Source organism: Pseudoalteromonas ardens, assembly GCF_030125445.1.
GTDB classification, from domain to species: Bacteria; Pseudomonadota; Gammaproteobacteria; order Enterobacterales; family Alteromonadaceae; genus Pseudoalteromonas; species Pseudoalteromonas ardens.
In genome coordinates this window covers 188,245-208,741 of sequence record NZ_JASJUV010000001.1, presented here as the reverse complement: position 1 = coordinate 208,741, position 20,497 = coordinate 188,245, and the positions used below count along the sequence as shown (strand labels likewise).

The 20,497-nt window shown below is 46.0% G+C and carries 13 protein-coding genes; 3 read left to right on the top strand and 10 right to left on the bottom strand.

The features are described from left to right. Positions 1–41: 41 nt before the first annotated feature. The 3 genes from QNM19_RS00760 to QNM19_RS00750 all read right to left on the bottom strand — a co-directional run bounded on the left by QNM19_RS00760 (position 42) and on the right by QNM19_RS00750 (position 6,303). Positions 42–3,002, bottom strand: coding sequence for a DEAD/DEAH box helicase family protein (locus QNM19_RS00760; RefSeq protein WP_049864306.1), 2,961 nt, complete (start codon positions 3,000–3,002; stop codon positions 42–44). Next, complete coding sequence (locus QNM19_RS00755) at positions 2,995–3,594, bottom strand: class I SAM-dependent methyltransferase (protein WP_049864305.1); 600 nt, start codon at positions 3,592–3,594, stop codon at positions 2,995–2,997. The genes QNM19_RS00760 and QNM19_RS00755 overlap by 8 nt, the downstream gene beginning before the upstream one ends. A 771-nt stretch (positions 3,595–4,365) precedes the next feature. Beyond that, positions 4,366–6,303 (bottom strand): BNR-4 repeat-containing protein, encoded by a 1,938-nt coding sequence (locus QNM19_RS00750; RefSeq protein WP_284026177.1) that lies wholly within the window; start codon positions 6,301–6,303, stop codon positions 4,366–4,368. 382 nt (positions 6,304–6,685) lie between these two features. Between QNM19_RS00750 and QNM19_RS00745 the strand changes: the two genes are divergently transcribed. Further along, the gene (locus QNM19_RS00745) at positions 6,686–6,850 is read left to right on the top strand and encodes a hypothetical protein (RefSeq protein ID WP_156202405.1); all 165 of its coding nucleotides are present in this window, start codon (positions 6,686–6,688) and stop codon (positions 6,848–6,850) included. A 76-nt stretch (positions 6,851–6,926) separates the two neighbouring features. Here the strand turns inward: QNM19_RS00745 and QNM19_RS00740 are convergent, their stop codons facing one another. Next, entirely contained in the window at positions 6,927–10,886 is a 3,960-nt protein-coding gene (locus QNM19_RS00740) for a hybrid sensor histidine kinase/response regulator transcription factor (RefSeq protein WP_284026176.1), read from the bottom strand. Positions 10,887–11,221: 335 nt separating this feature from the next. Here QNM19_RS00740 and QNM19_RS00735 point away from each other — a divergent pair, with 335 nt between their 5' ends. Together QNM19_RS00735 and QNM19_RS00730 are read left to right on the top strand one after the other, a co-directional pair. After that, positions 11,222–11,935 carry a helix-turn-helix transcriptional regulator gene (locus QNM19_RS00735; RefSeq protein WP_284026175.1) on the top strand — a complete coding sequence of 238 codons (714 nt, stop codon included), beginning with the start codon at positions 11,222–11,224 and terminating at the stop codon, positions 11,933–11,935. A 1,340-nt stretch (positions 11,936–13,275) separates the two neighbouring features. Beyond that, on the top strand, positions 13,276–13,449 hold the full coding sequence (locus QNM19_RS00730; RefSeq protein ID WP_155946409.1) for a hypothetical protein: 174 nt from the start codon (positions 13,276–13,278) through the stop codon (positions 13,447–13,449). A gap of 490 nt (positions 13,450–13,939) precedes the next feature. Here the strand turns inward: QNM19_RS00730 and QNM19_RS00725 are convergent, their stop codons facing one another. The 6 genes from QNM19_RS00725 to QNM19_RS00700 form a co-directional block, all read right to left on the bottom strand. Beyond that, a complete protein-coding gene (locus tag QNM19_RS00725; RefSeq protein ID WP_049865769.1) occupies positions 13,940–15,097 on the bottom strand; it encodes a prohibitin family protein in 1,158 nt (385 codons plus the stop codon). Then, positions 15,094–16,755 carry a cyclic peptide export ABC transporter gene (locus QNM19_RS00720; RefSeq protein ID WP_284026174.1) on the bottom strand — a complete coding sequence of 554 codons (1,662 nt, stop codon included), beginning with the start codon at positions 16,753–16,755 and terminating at the stop codon, positions 15,094–15,096. Before QNM19_RS00720 ends, QNM19_RS00725 begins: the two co-directional genes overlap by 4 nt. Positions 16,756–16,944: 189 nt before the next feature. Next, positions 16,945–17,121 carry a hypothetical protein gene (locus QNM19_RS00715; RefSeq protein ID WP_164487838.1) on the bottom strand — a complete coding sequence of 59 codons (177 nt, stop codon included), beginning with the start codon at positions 17,119–17,121 and terminating at the stop codon, positions 16,945–16,947. A 97-nt stretch (positions 17,122–17,218) separates the two neighbouring features. After that, the gene (locus tag QNM19_RS00710; RefSeq protein WP_010380848.1) at positions 17,219–17,779 is read right to left on the bottom strand and encodes a YcjF family protein; all 561 of its coding nucleotides are present in this window, start codon (positions 17,777–17,779) and stop codon (positions 17,219–17,221) included. Between the two features lie 311 nt (positions 17,780–18,090). Further along, entirely contained in the window at positions 18,091–19,458 is a 1,368-nt protein-coding gene (locus tag QNM19_RS00705) for a serine hydrolase domain-containing protein (RefSeq protein WP_284026173.1), read from the bottom strand. A gap of 73 nt (positions 19,459–19,531) precedes the next feature. Continuing rightward, entirely contained in the window at positions 19,532–20,485 is a 954-nt protein-coding gene (locus QNM19_RS00700; protein WP_049864684.1) for a TauD/TfdA family dioxygenase, read from the bottom strand. Between the last annotated feature and the right edge of the window lie 12 nt (positions 20,486–20,497).

Below are 20,497 nucleotides of genomic sequence, written 5' to 3'. Positions count from 1 at the left end.
TAGTAACACCACCTACAACTCATAACTGCTAAGCGGTTGAATCACCTCAGCCGCGCAAACGTCACGAAACTATCGTCCGCGATAATGGTTTTGTAATCCGGGTTGCGGGCGACCAGCAGGTATCTGGCTTCGCCCTGTTCGTTAAATTCTTTTTGCACGTCGCGCAGTAAAAACTGGGTGTCGCCCGATTCGTCAAATCGTTCGATGGCAATAGTGGTACCTGTGATTGAACCGGCGTTGTCGCTGCTGATGCGCTCCAGTACCAATAAATCGCCATCGAGAATGGGATTTTTACCGCCATTCATTGAGTTGCCACTGGCGTGTGCCAGAAAGTGTTTATCCGGGTCTATTCGCCCAGCACCGTCAGGCGCGGGGCGCCATGTCATGTCGCTGTCGTCACCGGTTTTAAAGTGGCCGCAGGCAATTTTCAGATTGGGGAAATACGGCAACTGAACCACATTGGTGCTCTCGGGCTCACTTTGCTGTTCTGTTATGTCTGGCTCTTTTTCGCCATCCGGCTCAGGGGTTGCTGCTTGCGGCTCTGAAATACGCTTGTTTTCGATGCGCTGGGTATATTCAGCCAGTCTGAGTTCGGAAAGCTCTGCAACGCAATCTGCCAGCTTGTCGATATCCTGGTCCGGGAGCTGGCCAATATTCACTTGAGCAACCAGCTGGGCTGTTTTCAAATCTTCGCCGTTTTTTTTGACCTTAAACCAGACTGTGCCTTGTTTGGCTTTTTTAAATCCGGTGAAGGCTTCAATGGGGTTACCCAGCCAGTAGCTGAACCAGGCCTGGCTGCCTGATTCCAGTGCCCGTTTAGATTCAGGCAGGTCATGTGCTTTAAGGTGCGGGTAGCGTTCTAAAATTGCCGCACTGACTTTAGCCAATTCCATCAGGGTTGGTTCGGCCCTGAAGCCGTCGAGCTTTATAAAAGCTTGCAATAAAATGGCCTTGAAGCACTTAGTCATACTGGTTTGCTGTACAGCATTAAACAGAAAATCAACGTAAGGCGCTAACCAGTCAGCGCTGATTTGGTCACCGATATCGGCCAGCATCGCAAACCAGCTACCGTGTTGTTTGTTGACTTTTTTCAGGTCGCCGTAGTGACGGTAAAACTCGCTCGCACTCGGGCTATGACCAAGCAACTGCGCCAGATGCTCATAATCTTCCAGTGCTGTGGTGCGTTGTATTTTGGCCAGTTGCTGCCAAAAGTCAGTGATCTCCAGGTCAAAGTTAATGAAACACCCTTCGGGCAATTTCGGATCTCTCAGTGCTTGCGTGATCCCTTTTGCGCTTTGCGCATCAAGTAGCGCCGCCGGTTTGTTCAAAAAACTATGGTGGTTGCCAATAAAATCCAGCACGGTTAGGTGGGTTTTCCCTTCACAAGTACGCAACCCTCGACCAAGCTGCTGTAAAAAGAGAATTTTGGAATCACTGGGCCGCAGCATCAGTACAGTATCAATGCTGGGTAAGTCAGTGCCTTCGTTAAATAAATCAACTGAGAATAAAATCTCAATCTTCCCTAGCTCAAGCTGCTTTAGCGCATCATTACGGCGTACCTGAGAGTCGCTGTGTACGGCCAGCGCCTTTACACCAGCATGATTAAAGTACCCGGCCATATGCTCGGCATGGCGCTTAGAAATGCAAAATGCCAGCGTGCGTTGCTGCTTGCGCGCTTGCCACTCTTTTAATGCATGTGCCGCCCGTTTACTGGTGGCAAACTGATTTTCCAGCGCGTCCGGATCGAACCGGCCATTGCGCCAGGGAATTGCGGTGTAATCAACGTCCTGATCCCAAATGCCATAATACTGAAATGGTACCAATGTGCCGTTGTCGATCCCCTGAGTGAGGTTGCGTTCAAACACCAGATTATTATCACACAGCCCTAGAATATCGGCCTGATCGGTACGTTCCGGCGTGGCAGTCAGGCCCAATAAAAACTTTGGTGTAAAGTAATTGAGCAATGCACGGTAAACCCGGGCACTGGCATGATGAAATTCATCCACCACGATATAATCAAAATGATCCTGAGCAAACCGCTGTAGATGCCGGTTTTGACCTAACGTCTGGACCGATGCAAAAAGACAATCTGCGTCCGCATCTTTCTTTTTGCCCGTATATAATCCGGTTTTGCATTGTAACAGGCGCGCAAATGTGCGCTGGGCCTGAGTCAGGATCTCCTCGCGATGAGCAACAAACAAAATACGCTTTGCATGCATTTGTTGCGCATCAAACACCGAAAGCCAGGTTTTACCCATACCGGTTGCGAGCACCACCAGACCCCGTTTAAAACCCTGACGCCGCGTTTCTGCAAGCGCATCCAGTGCCAACTGTTGGTCGGCGCGCGGTGTTACGGGCTCTACATCGCTGGCGTCTTCCATTTCACCAGCAACAATAAACTGTGGCGCTTTTCGTCTTTGTATATACGCTTCAATCCAGATATGGCTAAGTGTTTTAACGTTGTTATGAGCAAACAGCTCAGCAAAAGACTGGCGAATATGGTTGAATTCGCAGGCACCTTTGCTGCCTGGTGGATGAGTGTAGTCATGTCGAAAACACCATTCAAGCCCCGTCGTTAACGCACTTTTACTGATATTGTTTGAGCCGACAAAAGCGCAGCCCGCTGCAATTTCTGCGCTGTTTTCCTGCGTTTTGACAAAAATATACGACTTCATATGAAAGCTCTGGTTTTTATCGCTTTCATAGATGCGAATATCAGCGCCGCGCTCAACCAGGGTCATTAGCTCCCGTAATGCCACTGGACTGGTAATGTCCAGATAATCAGAAGTGAGCAGTTTTAATTGCGCGCCACTGCGTAATGCCTCAAGCAGGGGGTCAAACAACAACGCCAGGCCGCTTGGCTGAATAAAAGACACGGTGATTTCTATTTCGTCGGCATGGTTAATGGCATGCAAAAGCTTTGGCAATAAGGGGTCAGGGCCACCCGTTGTCAGCTGACGTGCGCTATTTTGCAATACGGTGCTCTGACTAAAACTATTCACCACTCACCCTTTCTAACAACGCATTAAGCCAGCGTTCGTGTTCGCGGCCGGGGCGTTGGTCGCCGGTCTGCCAGGTTTTGCAGGCTTTAAGGCCGGTGTTTTGTGCAAGCAAAGTGTTCAGGCTTTGCTCTGTGAGATCGGTGAATGCGCGGCCATCTGTAGTGCGTTCGCCTTCGCCGTATTTAAATGAGATATAGATGACGCCTTGTGGTTTGAGTGCTTTATGCAGGCGTTGAAAAACCGCCGGGAGCTCTGCCATTGGGACATGTAACAGGCTAGCGCAGCACCAGATGGCGTCATAAGTATTGATGTCTCTGAGCTCGTCGAAACTGAAGCAGCCTACGGGTTGTTCCAGATGAAAGCTGGCGATGTTGGCAAGTTCGGCGCAGGCATCGAAGGCTTCCACCCGGTAGCCGAGGTTTTTAAACGCCAGTGCATCTCGGCCTGAGCCGCAACCGGCATCGAGGATTTTTCCGCCTTTGGATATGGCAGGTAAAAACACGTCGTACAGTGGCTGCATATCTACCGCGAAGGTTGCCTCGGCAAAACTGACTGCGTTGCGGCTGTAGTATTCTAATGTGAAGTCAGACATCACTCACCCGTTTACTCTGTGGTGTAGCTGGTAAGGAGATGATGCAGTGGGACAGGTAATGGCACTCGGGGAACTTCCCGGCTTATTACCTGTTGTTCGGCGGTTACAACTTCCTTTGCGCGACACTTTAAAACTATTCTTGTTAACTGTTCTTGTTGGCTACTCTTGTTGACTGTCTGGTGCAACTTTGATAACGGATCGGGAATCCGATATTTGGTGCAGACACAAGAATAATCTACAACACTTTTGTCTGATTGAGTAGCTTTTTATCCGCCGTTATTAGCGATTTTAATACAAGTGTTCAAATTTTGGTTACAAATTGGATAATGAGTCCAGTTTGTTTTTCTCAAGGCCGCCCCACCCTAATTTTAGAAAACTTTATAAAATAACTCATGGTGTAAATTTAACGCTATTACAGGGTATTACACATATAGGAACTGTGTTTTCTTCAATGTGAAGAGTACAAGCTATTGGTGTCGCCGGAGGGTGGTTCCCGGCTCGTTGGCCGGGATGACGCTATGGGCTCGTTGGCCGGGATCACGCTGCGGGTGCTATGACTTGAATGGCACGGTGGGCTACTTGGCTGGGTAACGATGCGAGCTCTATGGCCGGGATGACGAACTAGCGCTGTTGGCTGTGCGGATAATGCAGGCTTTTGAAGTGGCTATGGGTGGTCCTCAACTCATCGGCAATGATGACAAGTTTCGGGTTATGTCCGACTCTGGCAGGTGCGCCAGAGTCGGTGTTGAAATACTTATTTTAAGTATGTCATCAGTTTGTACAACGGTTGAAAACATAGGCCGTTGGGCAGGCCATTTTCTTGCTTGTACCAAAGTTGCCTGTCAACTGTACTTGCTGGCCTTTACGTCCGGACAATACAAGATCAACGCGTGAATTAGTTTCACTTTGCGCCCAGAAGTAAACAGGCTCTTGACCCGTTACAGATTTAGCATCGTGTACCTTACGGATATAGTTTACATCGTTCGGATCACGGTAGTGTTGTGCGCCCATGTAGCTCCACACTTTCACGTCACCCGCTGTTTTCAGATTGCTGTTATACAAGTGCACTTTACCACCGGCCAGCTTGTCACCGCTGGACATTGGGAAAGCAAGTTCACTGTAACCGCTTTGGTCATGAGAGATCACCGTACCCGATGAATAAGCGTGATCAGCCCAGCAATCCGCAGAGTTGTAACAGCCAACATAATCTTTGTTGCCATTCTGATCGATTACCAATGCGCGGATCATACGACGAGAGTCAGCAGATGTTTTTGGTACAAATCCATGGATACCATCAGCCTCTGTTACCAGCACTTTCAAAGAAGTCAGGTAACCACCATACCCATTAGTGGTAATGTCCAGGTCTTTAACGTAAATACGCTTTTTAATGGTAGTTCTGTAAGGGTTGTAGCCACTGACAATATCAACACTGCTATCTGGCTGATACAATAAGGCTTCGTTGAGCTTACTCAGCGTATTAATGTATTGGCCGCGACTTGTGTCAATCAGTGTTCTGTGTTTGGCGTTCTTCCAGGTTTTACCGCCATCTCTGGAATACATAAAGTACAGGTTAGTGCGGTTGTCGTTAGGAACATGCCGATTTTCTTTTTTGCCATTTTTACCCAATGCCTGGCATTCACTTCGTGCACCAGTTTTCAATGTGCAGCTATCTGGAATATGCACATTAAAGGCCATAGCCAATACACCATTTCGTTCAGTACTTACCGAATAGTGACCAAAGCTCAGTTTATCATCCAGTGCAACCAGCTTTTTGCTTGTCAGCGCCGTCAGGCCACCCGATTGTGGCAGATATTCCGTCATATAAAGCTGGCGACGCGCGGTTTGTTTGTACTCATTTGTCATCTCAGTAGGTGCCTGGATATAACGGGTATTCAGCAGTACAAACTTATTATTAACCCACCATGCCTGCGGATAGGTAAAGCCCAGGTTGTAGCAGCTCTTGCTGCTGTCAGTACAATTATGGTCTCTGTCCAGTGTCAGACCGCGTTCGTTTTTCGCATCAACCAGTTTAAACGCCCCTAAATGTGCGAAGAAGTTATCGTGCTTATTCGATGAACGGTAAATCAGGCCACCCCGGGTTGAATTACGTCCAGAGATAAACACATAAACATAGCCCTGGCTGTCAACATTAATGACGGCCGTATCATGAAAATCACTGGTATCTTTAACATGCACAATTACCGGCTCTTTGATCATGCCCGTTTTGTGGTTGTATGCACCCACTGCATACACCAAACGCTCATACTTTTTGTTCGGCTCCGGCGCATCCAAGGCGCAGTCTGAATGTGCCCCATTGATGATGTAATAAGTCCAGTCACCACGCTGAACGGCCATCGGTGCCGCTTTGGCTGAGCCTGTCGATGCCGGGCCTGAATACTTAGGTACGTTTTGTCCACCCACGTAAAAGAGCTGGTTATCCAGACTATAATAGCTACCGCGCAGCAAACGCTCGTTAAGGGTTCTGTTCAGATAGTCATAGGGCGATACTTTGTTACGAAAATAAGCGTTGTAATAGCTATCTGAGTCATTTGAATAATTCAGACCTTTTTGCTCATAACTGCATTTGCTATGTGAGTTAAAGTTATACGGATCAGAATATCCTTTTGTCGGGTCGAGCGCAGCGTGTGCACTAAGCACAGGTGAAAGTAATAACCCTGCAATCAGGGCTTTTGTTGCTTTTGTCTTCATTGTTATTCCTTTTTTATGTGATTTGTACCTAAACAGCACAAATTCACGGCCATTAGACTAGAGTAAAGACGTAAGAACAAGGCTATGATCAAATAAAAACTAATAATCAATCATTAAATAACACCAAAAAGAGAAGTGAGTCGCTCAATTAATAACCTTAATTTACTGTCGGTATGTAAGGACTGCCTGAATCGCCCTTTACAGTATGCCTCAGGGAGCCAAACTACACTCAAATCGCCTCATTCTTAAGCTCGTTTTTGAGATAAAACACACTCCCCAGATGGGGGGAGTAATATGTACTTATTTTGGTAACTTGGCCATTTACATGCGGCTTCGAAAGTGTAACAGTGATCTCCGGTGACATAACAACATGGAGACAATTATGAAACTCACTCTAAAAACAAAAAAGATGAAGAAACTTTCAGGCAATCAAGCAATGAATGCACAATTAACACCGCTGGTACAGGGAGGAGCGGCAGACAACCTAAATGGCAAACCACATGCAACAGGGTCTAATATTACAACATGTCAGGAAGATTGGTGGTAAACAAAGAGCCAGGTTAGAACGATAAGTTAGTCAGATAAAAAAGGCACACATTGTGCCTTTTTTACGTTTGGTCGTCTCAAGTCTGAGACTCTTTTTCATACTGCTTTGAGTAATGCTGCGGAGACATATTAAACTCAGCCTTAAAGCAACTACTGAAATAAGCAGGAGATGAAAACCCGACCTGGTAGGCAACCTCTGCGACTAAAGCGCCTGCTTGTAACTGCGTACGAGCTTGCTCTAAACGATATTGCCTGAGCAGAGCATTTGGCGATAGCCCAGTCAGATTTCGGGTTTTGCGCTGTAGCTGTCGCACACTCAAAAACACGTGACTGGCCATACTCTCAGTATCAAAATTGGGGTCCTGGTAATTTTGTGCAATCACTTGTTGAATTTTATCAATAAAGGGGAGTCGCTTTGTATCGCTAAGCGCACTTGCCTGAGACGGGCTGCGTAGGATCTGATCTGCAAACAACCGCGCCAGCTTTTTGCGCCCTTTAATCAAGTTTTCCACTCTATGCCTCAGTACATCAAGATCACAGGGTTTACCCATGTAATCATCTGCTTCTGCTTCGAACCCCAGAATACGGCTATCGTCATCCTCTTTTGCTGTTAGCAATATCACGGGAATATGACTCGTTGTGTCATCCTGCTTAATCTCTCGCAGCATCTCCAGCCCGGACATTTTTGGCATCATCACATCACTGATAATAAGATCAGGTAGGTCGGATTTTGCTTGCGACAAGCCTTGCTCTCCATCGCAGGCGACAGTGCAATCAAACCACACAGATAAAGACTCTTTAAGCATCATTCTCAGCTGTGGGTTATCTTCTACAATCAACACGCGGGCATTAGACTCAGGTTGGTCAGTCACCTGAAGCTGAGCTTTTGCTTCTGTTTGAATTCTGCTGTCTGAAGCTTGCGCCGAAGCTTCACTATAAACAGGGATCGTGAGGGTAAACTGACACCCTTTTCCGGGCTCGCTGCTCAGTACTATCTCTCCTCCACAGTCGCTTACTAGCTGATGAACCACAGACAGACCAATGCCCTGCCCGACTATTTCACTGTGCTCTCCCCGCACATATCGTTTAAACACATCGGCCTGTAAGGATTTACGAATACCGGGCCCGGAGTTAGTAAACACGAGTTGCAGGAACCCGCCGCACTGATGCGCTTGCACATTAATCTCGCCTTTTACAGGGGTATATTTTACAGCGTTAGACAGTAAGTTTGTCACTATCTGTTCAAAGTCCGCTTCGTTCAGCAATACTTCCTGTGCATCCAAAGTGTGTGTTACTTCATAACGGATCTGTTTCTCATTAGCGAGCAGCTCAAACGCATGAGCCTGCTTTAGCAGCACGTCTTTGGCAGTAAATTGATGATTTTCAAACGGGGAGGCATCATCTTTTCTGGCATAGCGGATCAGGTTGTCGATGAGCTTTTCCAGTCTCAAAGCTTGTGAATAGGCAGCATGCCATTTTCTACTGCCGTCATTATTTTCCTGCTTCAACATACTTTTAATTGGCAACATGATCACAGCCAGCGGCGTTCGCAGTTCGTGGGATACGTTGCCAAAAAACACATTTTTACTTTCCATCAAACTGGCAATTTGTGCACGCTTTTGATCTATCTCTTTGGTGCGGGACAGTACCAGCTCTTCCAGGTGCAGGTTACGTCGCCTCAGTTGGTATGTTCTGGCAAACAGGAGAAGACCGGTCAACAACACAAAGCCAAAAGCATAGAGTGTGAAAGCCCAGCCAGTTAAATACCAGGGCGTTGCGATTTCAAATTCAAAGTGCGACTCAGTCCAGTCACTCGAAATCGCCCTGCTTCTAATCACAAACTTGTATATACCCGGCGGCAAGTTAGTGTAAGTAGCACTGCGTTGCGTTTGCTCTGCTTCCGTCCAGTTCTTATCAAAGCCCAGCAAACGATATTGATAATACACATCAACGTTCCGGTCCCGTTTGATATTAACGAACTCAAACTTAAAATTTCTCTGGGCACTGTTGAACCATCTGCCTGGCAGAATTGTATTTTCTGAATGCTGTTCATCCTGATACACTGCATAGGGCTCGCCCTGAACATTTACTCTGCTTATATGCACGCCATAAGGCACCATGGCTTGTGTGTTGGATAATGCGGCAATCCCATTTATACCACCCAGATATAAGGTTCCAGCCCCGGATTCAGACGCGCTGTCATATGTTTTTGCCCCTATACTCAGGCGCTTAAATGGAGTTGAATACAGCACCTGCAGTGTATCTGACGAAACTTTGTACAAATTAGCCATATCGGCCAGCCAGACGTGCTCTGCGCGATCTCGATAAATAAATGCAAACACTACATTGGGATATACACCGTTCAGATCAAGCTGTTGTGTGCGCTTGGCTTGCAAGTCGTGGAGGAATAACCCATAAGAGGTGGCTGCCCATAATCGCCCTTTAGGGTCAATATCGACGTCATAAACAACAAGCTTCTTATTACTTTTCGGTATCTGTAATTTAATCTTAGCCGGTGCGCCTTGACCTAATAAGTATATTTCAAAGCCGCAAGCCAAAACTTCGTCATTACTACCTTTTTTCAGGTTTTTAAAATGCCCAGGTAAAAAGGACACCCGCCGCTCAGTGTGTGGGTCGTACTCTACGACCCCTTGAAAGGTCAGCAACCATAAATGACCATTTTCCGATTGTTCTATATCTCTTATCTCAAAATCGTTACCCGCATTGACGGGTGGCACACTGACCCTGGTTGCAGAGGAAGCGCCCTTTTCGAGCCGATATAAGGCAGATGATGCACCAAACCACAGTGTTCCGCTTCGCCCGGCATAAACAGTGTGTACATCGAGTTCCGGCTGAACTGGATCCAGATATACACGTTCGGATTCTGCATGGCCTTTGTACTTTACGTATACACGGCTCAGGCTTACAAACCACAGATTATCGTCTTCATCAAACTGCAGGCCATCGATATTAGGCTTCTGGATTACGGCAGAAATTTCATCGGCTGAGTCACTGGCGTGTTTGAGTTCCACTTCAAATATAGCGCGACTGGTTGCAAGCCAGACTGTACCTTGATCATCAAATACATTACTTATCAGGAATATTTGCTGCATTTGCGCATCAGAGTGATACTTGCTAACCCGGCTCACTCTGTCATTAGAGTCTAATACGATAAGCTCAGAGCCAGTTCCCAAATAAACCGCATGTCTTCCTGAACGCACAGAAGTAACCGCATGGTGATCAATATCACTAAAACGGATCAGAGAAGGCTGTCTGGAGTCAGGCTGTTCGAGCCTGAAAAAACCTTGTTCAGATACAGCATATAAAGCGTTATCAGGTCCGGTAGTGACGATTCGAGTATCGGCAAGTACACTGTTTTGCCACAGTTTAATAAAAGTGCCAGTGGATTTTTCAAACCTGAACACTTCGCCAAGCTTAGAGATAAACAAAGGGGCATCTTTATACAGGGTGACACTAAAGCGGAGGTTGTGTTTAACCCCTGAACTGTGAAGGTCATATAACTGATAGGCATCTTCATCAACAGAAAAATGGACTAACTGACCATCATCGCCCACAAGCCAAAACCTATCCAGGCTATCCTGATATAAAGCAGCCGGCCTGAAAGCATCATTATCCATGGTACGGACAGAAAGAAAGCTATCCTTGAACAGACGTGTGCCTTTAGGAGCCTGTTGACGCAGCGTATCCATATAAGGCATGAAACTGTCCTGCTGGTCATTATGTAGATACAAACCATGGCCTGTCAGCAACCACCTGCGCCCCTGAGCGTCTTCAACCACTTTTCTTGCAAGCGGGTGCGGGTAGAATATGGACTGATACCCATCAAACCTCAATACACCAGACGTACCACTGATCCACAAATAGCCCTGACTGTCTTGTGAAACAGAGTTTATAATGGTGACCATATCGAGTTTGTCGATGGATTGAAGATGCAGCCTGGGCTGGGACACCTCGCGCGCCTGTACATGGCACTGAATGATAAAGAATAAGATAATTGCCAAGGTCCTTTTTAGCATTATTGCCCTTACGTCCTTACTGTAAAATGCGTAATTACTTTCTATAACCTTTAACAGGTACAGTCAACCAAATTGTTAAAAATTTGCCAACAGAATTTGTCAAAAAATGTGCGAGCTTTTTAGTTTGCACAATAATCAAACACAAAAATCGTTTCCATACCCGTCACAAACCCCCTTCAAATTATTGTTTTATATACTAATAATTATATATGTCGCTTTTACAGTGCTCAGTGTCGCTTTTCTCATAACGGATAGATCTAAAAACTCACTAGCTTAAAGGTGCAGAACAAGAAAACAGAACCTGCGACATAACAAAAAAGCACACAGGAGTTTATATGGATTACTCAGGTAACAAAATCAGCCACTCAGATACGTTTGCATTGTATCCGGAGACAGCCATCACGACCGCTTTAAGCCGATTTTCAGAACCCCTAGGCATGGACCAGTTTCTCATTGTTGGGGTGAATGGCACAGAACCAGTTTTCAGGTATCTTTCTACTTGTTCCAAACAATTTCTTCGCGCTTACTTTACGGATGGGCATTGTTTTTCGGATGACCTGATCCACTACTGCCAGCAAACACTGGCGCCGCGTCTTTGGAGCACTCACGACTACTACAACGAAACGCTTGCGCCAAAAACGTTAGGCAGCCTGTTAGCTGAGGAGAAAATCAATGGCGGCATAGCAATACCGGTTCATTATGGCGGCGCTATTGTGTTGGTAAATTTCTTCTCCAGCCAATCAAACGATGAAATAAAATCTGCATATCATCAACATAGTGCGATTTTGAGTGATATCACACTTACTCTGATCCCCAGAATAATCAAAGAGTGCCCGGACTACTTATTTATGCGACCCTCCTTAACGCCAAAAAGCAGCGAGTGTTTGCTGTATATGGCTAAAGGGATGACTAACCCGGAAATATCCGAACTGATGCAAGTATCTAAAGACAGAGTTAAAGAGCTGGTTAGCCAGATCCTTAGTCAACTAGGTGCAGCGAACAGAACTGAGGCAGTACTTAAAGCAAAGCAAAGTTTGCTCATCCCATAAAAAAGAGGCCAACCCAGTGTATATCACCTGTGGTTGGCCTGCTTCTTGACGCTCAATTTACTTAGCCGGATTATCAATACTAAGTCCTGTAATAAAACCCCAGACTGACTATCTGCAAGGTTGCTGGTTCGCAATAACCAGCACCCAGTTTAGCTTGGCATCAGACTGCGCTAATCTCTCACTTCAGTACTTTTCCAATGTAAGCTTTCGACTCTCGCAAAAACCCGAAGTTCCATGCACGTGCAATAAGTACGTCTAAAACTGTATGGAGTTCACTAAGCTAACTATTCTGGCAGTAATACCAGAATGACTCTCTCATTGCGGCCATCCCCTATATAGCGTAGACAACTCAAGATAACTACCATGTATTCAGCACTCGTTACTAAAGGCGAATTAGCGCGGTTACTAAAGGCCCTTTTTGCTCCATGTTTAATAACTTTATTTTTCAGCGGCCTTCATTCATACCTGCTCTTACCTAGAAACAGCATTGCTGCGCTGGTGTTCAAACTGTCACTTCTATGGCGATATTGCCAGTGATTTGCAGTCAAAAGCGCTTAATTACCCAATATTAACCTTACTTTGTTATTAAGTAGTCTAAAGGTGTTTCGGGTTGTCCGTTTAAGCTCATAGAAATATACGCCTGAAACCCGATATTTATAACTCCCCAACAAGGGAGTGCAGGAAACGATGGAGGTCAAAAAATCATAACATGAGGGCATTGCTTAAATTTAGCACGCCAATAATCGATAGTACGATGAAAAAAGATGGGCTTGTTAATAATAGCTCAGGAGCCAGAGAATAAAAAAGGCACATCCTGTGTGCCTTGATACAAGTACTCTCAATTACAGTCTTTTATACTGACCACCTTTTCAGGCTACCCTGGCCAGTGACTAGACTTATTTATTCTATTTACCCTAAAAATCCAGGCTAAATAAACCATCAAACTAGGACTGTCAGACGCATAAAAATGCAAAGTATCCCCACCCGGAATATTTACTACTGCGCAAAATAACTCTGCGCTGGTAATTACCGCCAGTAACAGCTCGATTCATAAGCAGACAATGCTCCCTCAGACCGTCCCGAAAGATTAACCAAGAAATAAGAACAAAATATGGATATGGCAAAAACCTCTTTATTAGGCCAACTCTGTGTAAAGACAGCGCGTTAAAATCATACAGAGAACGGCACATTATGAGATGCCACGCTGAAACTCAACTCACTGAATGAAACCTTATTTCAAATTTACAAAATTCATACATTAAATTCTTTCAATTTACACTTGGTGTACTTTGTGCGAACAATATTGCTGAACATTTTATAAACAGAAGAAGGAGTTCCCCATGAAGTTACAACTAAGTAAAAAGAACCTAAAAAACCTCGGCAATAAAAACGCGCTGAATTCAGATCAAACACCAATGATCGCTGGTGGCGCAACGGCTATTCCGCCAACCAGAGTCCAGAAAGGTTGCCCATACTTTTCTTACTACCCAGTGAATACCTGTAACCCAAGATAAACCGGTTACGTACAGGGCACACTGAGTGCCCTGATTTTAGAGGCAAAGTGTTCCTCTCATGTCATCAACCATTTCTGCCACCCTCCATAACACGCTTGTGCTTTCCTTGCTGCTGTTGCCCTCAACTCGCCGCTCTACACACCTGACCTGAAAAAATGTAAAGCCCCTTTACGAGAGCGACAGGCAACGAAACCTCTATGGGTATCTGGCATATCAAGTCGTTTGTAGGTAGTTCCCGGCTCTAAGGCCGGGATGACGGAGAGGCGAATAGCTTAGCCAGAGGTGATTGCACGATTATTTAACTATCCCGGTGTCGGCTGGCGGATATTTTTACGTGCAATCCAGTTTCAAAGACCAGGACAACCATACAGCACAGGCTTTACATTAATGTCATCACATCTATTGCGACTCTGCCCAGCTTTACATCATCTGGTACTCAATACGGGCTCCATTGATATGCCATACCGACGCAAAGATGAGGCAGATACTATCACTTGTGCAATGGTTCCCCAGATTTTGCTGAGCTCATATGATGTATACTCATAGGCTCACCTGGTTTAATCACACTGTTTACGTAGTCAGGCACAGGCTTTGTCGCTTCCTCGGCTTTAACCACTTTGGCTGCTTCCTGAACTAGGTTGGCTGCTGAGCCATTCAAGCTGCTTTCCGTGTTCAGGATCAACGGCAATCCATCTTTACCACTACCAATCACAACCACTTTGGCATTGTTTGATTTTGCCAGCTCAATGGTCGCTTCAATACCGCGCCATCTCAGATAAGTTTCCGAAATACCACCCGACACAGTTTCCTGAAAATCGGCAATCCCCTGTGCTTCTGTCTTCTTACGCTGCGCTTCTTTCTTTGCTACTTCCAGCCGCATCGCGTATTCCTCATTCAGATAGCTTTGGTTCACCTTAGAAATAATCGCCTCATGCACTTTATCTGGAACATCGACTCGCTTAATGAGCATATCGTCCAGATTAACTAAGGCATGACCATCTTTCATGTGTGTACTTTGCTCCAAAATCGTTTCTTCTTGTATGTGTAACTCATCAAGTACATCATCAAGAAGCTGTTTTTGGATTTCTAAACGTTGATGACTATATACCTCTTCGGCACGGAATCGTGACACTATCATTCGCACCGCAGATGCAACCTCTGGCAGGACCATTTCTTCCAAATACTTTGGCCCAACCAGCTGATGCAAATAAGGAACATGCTCAATGACCGGGCGATACCTGACCGTGACATTGAGTGTGATCCTGAGTCCCTCTTTGGTGATCGCATCTATGCTTTCATGTGCGGTCTGGAAGCGTCCATTGTAAATTATCAGCTTATCCCAGGGCATCACCAATACAGTACCTTCGCTAAAATGCTGTTCCAGATAGGTACCTCCACCGAAACGTTTCCACAATACAGCGACCTCACCGGAGTCAACCCGGATAAAGATAAACGGAACCAATGCCACGATTAAGAACAAACAGATTAATAGGGTTAAGCCAGCTCTGAAGCGCCAGGATAATATGCGTTTACGCCATGCTGGCTTGTAGCGCCTGAGTGCCCGCATTACCAGGTTGGCAATAAGGATCAACAGGCAGGCAGCCGCCAGTCCTATGAGCGCCAGATCAGGAGGCAGGATTATATTCATGACGGTACTCCATCTGTTTCTACTTCATGATGTTCCATTAGTTGTCCTTCTACCATCTTCAAATGCACGTCCGCCAGATGGAAATAGGCGTCGTCATGTGTAATTGCGATCACCGTGTTGCCACGAGCCTTGAGTCTGGGCAATACCTGTTCATAGAATTTCCGTCTGAATATTGGGTCCTGATCGGCGGCCCATTCATCAAAGATATAAATCGGCCGATTTTCCAGTATGGTGCTGAGTAGCGCCAGGCGTTTTCTTTGCCCGGAAGAAAGGTCTATGGTACTGAATTCTCCATCAATCACACTGACCTTTGCGTTCATTTCTAAAAAGGTCAGCCATTCATCGATATCTTCCTGAGACGTTGTCTTGATCCCATAGAGCTGTTTAAACAAATGGAAATCCGCAAAGACCGAGGTAAAAATACTGCGGAAGCTCTCTCGTTCAGCGTCGTGAACCGCCCGCCCATCCAGGAAGATTTGTCCGGCCTGAAGCTCATATAAACCGGTTAACATACGAATAAACGTGGTTTTACCGCTGCCGTTACCACCCGTAATAAAGGTAATTTGTCCTCTTTTAACCGTTAAGTCGACCGGCCCGACAAAGAAGGGTCTGTCGCCAGGCTTACGATTATGCTGATAATACGCGCCCTCAAGCCTTAACTCCTCAAAGCTATCAATGGATTGTACCTGGGTATTGCGCCGTACTGTATTTTCAGCTTGCTCCCGTTTAAGGTCTGCCTCAAGCGTCAATACATTTTGCGCCGCTTCCGTCGCTGTGGTGAACACTGGAATACCACCCACAATACTGGTGATCGGACCGATTAAAAACAACGAGGCCGTCGTCACCTTGATGACCACTTCCGGATAAACGTCTGATAACACAGGAACAAAAAACACCATTGCACCGGTCGCGGCGAAAAAGGTTATCTGAGAAAGGACAAAGTCGGTCGCAAACAACGTTTTGGTCACTGTTTGTGCGCGCCGCGCCTTGCCAGAAGATAGAGAAAACTCGTGTTCCAGGTCGTCTGCTCTCGGTGCGCTCAGTTTTACTTCTTTAAAACCGTCGAGCAAGTCCGACAAACGCTGGATAAGCTGGTTTTCGCTCTGAAATGCCTGCGCCATATTGCGCTGAATTTCATTGGCCCGTAAGCGGTGGATACTGCCGCCCAACATGATCAGTACACTCAGAACCACAAACGCCATCACCGAGTGATAAGCAATATACAATGAGGTGAAAAACACCAGACTGATAGACTGACCAATGATCACAAAGAGCTGAGCAGACTGAGAAATGGTTTGCAGCTCTTTACTGAGCGTATTAAAAATTCGCTCCTTACCAATTTTTTCAAGCGTCGAGAGTTCGGTATGCCGAACCGATTCGAATAACTCAACCCGCATATGATCAATGGACTTTTCGACCATTTTAGCAGCTTTAGTCATTAACCTCTGCTGGGTTAATCCGTAGATCAACACCGTCAGGGTAAAGAGCACCAGGTAGTAAAATACATGGTTTTCTTTGTGGATATCAGAAATGTTTTCTGCCACGTTGTTGATAAGAGCAAGCACCAGTGCATTGGCAAGGCCAGAGATACAACCGAGTAATACAAAGGTCCTTTTTTTAATTTTAATGTTTCGACTTATTAAATCGTATAATACCATTTTTATTGTCTTTTCATTGTGTTACCAGTGGCCTGAAAGTCCGCCACTGGTCATAATACTGAGCGCTACGACGCAGTCAGAACTGCAATCCTTGTTATCTTATCTTGAGGATCTACATCCTCTGGTTTTTAGCTTGCCTGTTTTTTGGTCACAATCAAATAGTGAATTTAGGCAATGCCGGATTTTCTGTTATTCCTCCGCTTCTCTTGGCTCTGCCAGACGTGTTTTGGCAAGCAATAGTACCAGTAAGCTCACCAGTGGCGTGAATACCAGGCCAATAAAGAAAAACCCAACTGGACCGGCAAAGGTATTGCGTCCCCAGTAACCAGAAAGTACACATAGCACCAGATACAAAGTAACTAACATAATTTGCTCCTCTTAACTGACAAGCAGTTCCAATTAACCGATGAGCAAATAAACCAACAGACACGCCGTTGGTTTATTTGTGTTTTAGCCTCTCAACTTACGCTGTAGCTTGGTTGTCTTGAGTGCTGTTGCCTTTATCTTTTCGATACTTAGCAGCAATTTCAGAGATGTCTCCCTTAATGCTTGCCAGATTAAGATCTAGCAAAGTGCCGCCGTTTTCGAAGTGTCGGATAAACGTAGAACCTACTGCATTTGTAGATGCAGCTGATACCACTGGCATAAATGCGAGTGCGCTAAGCGTGCCAATGATTGGTACCGACTTTAAGAAACTGCTAAGTCCTGCACCGCCCAAAGACTGTGGGAATGAGCCGCCAATCACCGCACTTACCGTACCGCGGATCTTATTGTCGCTATAAGATTGGCCATATACCTGAGCAATCTCACTGATCATCTTGATTTGTACACCAGTCAAGGCCACCAAATCGATGGCTGGTACTGGGATCAAACCCGTACCGAAAGACCATTTGGTGTACTTGTCGACAATAATGCGCGCTACGGCTTCGCGATTCTCAACCTCAACATTTGCTGATTCCTGCTGTGGAGCAGCGCCAGCAGCCGTTGTGGCCTTGTCATCCTTCGCTGTTTTTGTCGCTGTCATGTTTTTTCCTCTATGATTGGAATTGTACCAACGTCGTTAAAAATTCAGTTGGCATAAACAGTTGTTAAACCCACCAAGTCAGGTAAAGCCTAGACCCTAACTTGCCCTTTTTCACTTTCCATGTCCTAAAACACAGCAAGTAAATTCGTTTAAAATGCAATGGATACGATACAAAACTGCCGTTACTCACTGCTTTATCTTTGTTTGCACTGGAACCATCGTTCCGCTCCAATTGCTTCCTGAATGTGTCGCCTGTTCGCAGATCCCGCATCAGGTGCAGGTGTCAGAATGCAGAACGGCCCCATTCACTTTTACGCTTCATCCAACACCGTTTGACACGCTTCGGTACGGTGCTTATCGCTATAAAAGATGATGTTGCGAATTTCCTGCGCAATACAATCCGACTCGGTGCCCGTTTTAACGTAATTACTGAATACCATTACGTTCTGATCGCGCTCCAACAGGCGGTTGAAACTGGTCACCCACGAGTACGGATAGCTGCCTGAATACTGTAAGAATTTTTCGTATTTTCTGAGGTTTGTTTCACTTGGGTCATCCGGACAATCCGCGACTTTGCCGTACTGGTTTGGGTCTATATAGGTCACAAACCAGCCATAACCATAGTATTCACACGATGAGGAGCTACCGGTGTTGGAATAAGGTGCAAATGCAGCCAGCTTCTGGGCTTCATTGAGTATTTTGTTGGTATATAAACCCTGATCCCATTTGTGCATATCTTCCACGGTTGAATACATATCACCGGCTGAGTAAAGCACGAGCGGATTGCTGTAAGGGTTCACCAGAATGTCTTCATACGGCGCAGGACCCCCAGTTGCTGGCGGGCGGCCATTGGCCAGTGGTAAATACTGGTTATCTTTGTAGATGTACCCTGTTGTCATATCCGAGTAGATACCTATGGCACTAAACGAGCCACTTTCGCTCATGTCCAGTGGATCGAGGATCTGTTCTTTGAGGATATTGCTGAACCAAAAACTGCGGTCGATGTCACCCTGGGTACCCGCTGCAAGCTGCTCAATGATGTTGCCAACCAGGTAATAGTTACAGTTACTGTATTCGTACTTGCTACCCTGACTAAAAGACGGCTGCCCGCCTTGCTCTTCACAGGTACAAAAACGATTGCCAAACCCTTCCGGGCCATTCAGGTTAAGGGTTTCGTCGTACAGATAAGGACGCCAGCCCCAGTCGTTATAAACTTCTTCGTTATCACTGTAATTCGGGATCCCTGACGACATGGCCAACAGGTTGTGCAAAGTCACGTCTGCACACTGGTTTTTAGGATACCAGGGCAGATGATCGCCAACGGTTTCAACTCTGAGGTCCTTCCCTTCGAGCATCCGCATCAGGATCGCAGCAGCAAACGCTTTGGTATTTGAGCCAATCCGGTACTTAGATTTAACCGTGTTATCCACGTTATACTGCATGTTTTGCGGACCACAGTGGTATTCATAAACCACTTTGTCTACAGAAGTGATATAAATAGTCCCGAAAAACACCATGGCATCACAATATTGCCTGACAGACGTATCTATCATTTCAATTTGTGATGCGGTGATCGTAGTATCTTTCGCAGTACTTTTGTTTTGCAGACACGATGCCAGGGCTAAGCTGATCAGGCACATCACCATGATATTCAGCCTTGAAGGGTTTAACCATTTCATTGTTTGGATTCCTCAAATTTGACTACTCTGTTTGTCAACCGCCGCACCACTAACAAACCCCATTTTGCGCGCCTTAACGCGCAGCTTTTGCCATTCCCACCAGTACCTTACGAGTACCTGTATAGGCCTGACGGCCGTGGGTATACAGCATGTTGTCCAGCAGCAAAATATCGTTGCGCTGCCAGGGGTAAGAAAACGTCAGATCGCGATAGACCTGGTTGATGACATCAATATCTTGTTTCGCAATCTCACCGCCATCGCCGTAATAAGCGTTACGCGGTAAATAATCAGCACCAATGCTGTCGGGCATTTCAGTGTCAACAGCAGAGCAATGAAACAAGTGTGCCTGGTTAAACCAAACCTTTTCACCCGTTTGCGGATGCGTCATCACCGCAGGCCTGAACTGACGAGTCTGTAACCTGCCATCGTTAAACCATTCGCACTGGATGTCATTTTTCCAACAGTAGGCTTCCACATCGTCACGGCTTTGAGTCTGGAACACCTCTTGCCAGGGCAAATCTATGTCCCCATAGTTGCGCACATACATAATGCCGCGCTCTTCAAAGCGATTTCTTAACGCTTCTGGCAGCTGTTTATAAACTTCACGGCTGTCAGCAAGTGGCGTGTCTCCCCCGGTTTTAGCCGGTACAACACAGAAAAAGCCCATTCGCATTGGCCAGCAATTTGAATAAGCATTTTCGTTGTGTTGCAGGATCACCTGATCGGCGTGATATTCAGTGGTGGTGTAGATGTTGTTGCGCAGTGCAGTGCGAGGGGAAGAGCGATAGATATACTGGCTTAACTGCTCACCAAAAATCGTTTCCAATATTGTGCTGAACTGATTGGTGCTGACGATGTTGAGACCGCGAAGCAACGCGAACCCGTCGCGGTCAACCCAGTCATTAATTTCCTTCACATTCGCCTTGACCCAGGCAAGACCACTTTGCTTTTGTCCTGAGAGATCATGGATCCGTTGATCTGTTTCGGCGGAACTGAGATCCATGTCTGTTGATAGTAACTGATCCATTTTATTCCCATC